At 64.3% G+C, this 1,416-nt stretch carries 2 protein-coding genes; one reads left to right on the forward strand and one right to left on the reverse strand.

Features of this window, described 5'->3' with window-relative positions; all coding sequences use genetic code 11:
• Positions 1-578, reverse strand: a 578-nt coding sequence (pcaD, locus tag AYK65_RS30730) for a 3-oxoadipate enol-lactonase (protein ID WP_081163152.1), incomplete at its 3' end; no start/stop codon positions are given.
• Between the two features lie 91 nt (positions 579-669).
• On the opposite strand from pcaD, the gene pcaQ reads away from it, so the two are divergent.
• The coding region (gene pcaQ, locus AYK65_RS30735) for a pca operon transcription factor PcaQ (RefSeq protein ID WP_081163153.1) at positions 670-1,416 on the forward strand (747 nt) is incomplete at its 3' end.

Raw genomic sequence — 1,416 nt, forward strand, 5'->3', positions numbered from 1 at the left:
TCGGCGTCCCGGATGGCGGCGCAGGTGCCGAGATAACCGGCAACCGGCTGGCGGATCAGCATGTTGCGATAGCCGACGAAGGCGACGTTCTCGGGCCGGCGGAAAGCCGGCGTGAACCAGCGCTCGAGCACGCCATCGGCGATCGCCTCGATGCCGTGCGCCTCGATCGCGGCGATGCGGGCATCCCACATCTCCGCCGTGCCGATCTTGTGCGCGGTATCGCAAAGCACGAGCGCGCGCACCAGATCGGGTCGGCGCTGGTAGAGCGACTGGGCAATGAGGCCGCCGACGGAGAGGCCGCAGACGATCGCCCGCTTCACCGCGAGCCCATCGAGCAGGCCGGCGAGATCGGTCGCATGATCCTCGATCGAATAGGGAACCTGGCCGATCTCCGAAAGGCCGTGGCCGCGTTTGTCGTAAAGGACGATCGCAAAATCGGCGGCCAGCCGCACGACGACGTCGCGCCAGATGCGAAAGTCCGTGCCGAGCGAATTGATGAGGACGAGCACCGGCTTTGCCGCGGCGGCGCCGACCAGCCGATAGTGGATCGTGATGTCGTTGATACGGGCGAACTGCACGGCTGATCTCCTCCCCCTCAAATTGGCTGTTTCATCTGGTTAGGTAAAATGATATTTCATCGCCTTCAATTAACTCTGCGGTTATGAATTCATGATCGACGCTCGCGTGAAGTTTCGCCATCTGCAGACATTTGTCGAGGTCGCGCGCCAGAAGAGCGTGGTAAAGGCGGCCGAACTCCTGCACGTCAGCCAACCGGCCGTCACCAAGACGATCCGCGAGCTCGAGGAGGTGCTCGGCGTTGCCGTCTTCGAGCGCGACGGGCGCGGCATCAGGATCACGCGTTACGGCGAGGTCTTCCTGCGCCACGCCGGCGCTGCGCTGACCGCGCTTCGCCAAGGCCTCGATTCCGTCTCGCAGGAGCGTTCTGGCGACGGCCCGCCGATCCGCATCGGCGCGCTACCGACCGTCTCGACGCGCATCATGCCGGGCGCGATGACGCTCTTCCTCAAGGAGAAGACCGGCGCCCGCACCAAGCTCGTCACCGGCGAAAATGCGGTGCTGCTCGAACAATTGCGCCTCGGCGATCTCGATCTGGTCGTCGGCAGGCTCGCCGCCCCCGACAGGATGACCGGTTTCTCCTTCGAGCACCTCTATTCCGAGCAGGTCGTCTTTGCCGTCCGCGCCGGTCATCCGCTGCTTTCCGGCAAGCAATCGGTCTTTGCGCATCTCGGCGACTATCCGGTGCTGATGCCGACCCGTGCCTCGATCATCCGCCCCTTCGTCGAGCGCTTGCTGATCACCAACGGCATTGCCGGCCTGCCGAACCAGATCGAAACCGTCTCCGACTCCTTCGGCCGGGCCTTCGTCCGCTCGAGCGATGCCATCTGGATCATCTCG

It is taken from the genome of Ensifer aridi (assembly GCF_002078505.1).
In the GTDB taxonomy this organism is placed as follows: domain Bacteria; phylum Pseudomonadota; class Alphaproteobacteria; order Rhizobiales; family Rhizobiaceae; genus Sinorhizobium; species Sinorhizobium aridi.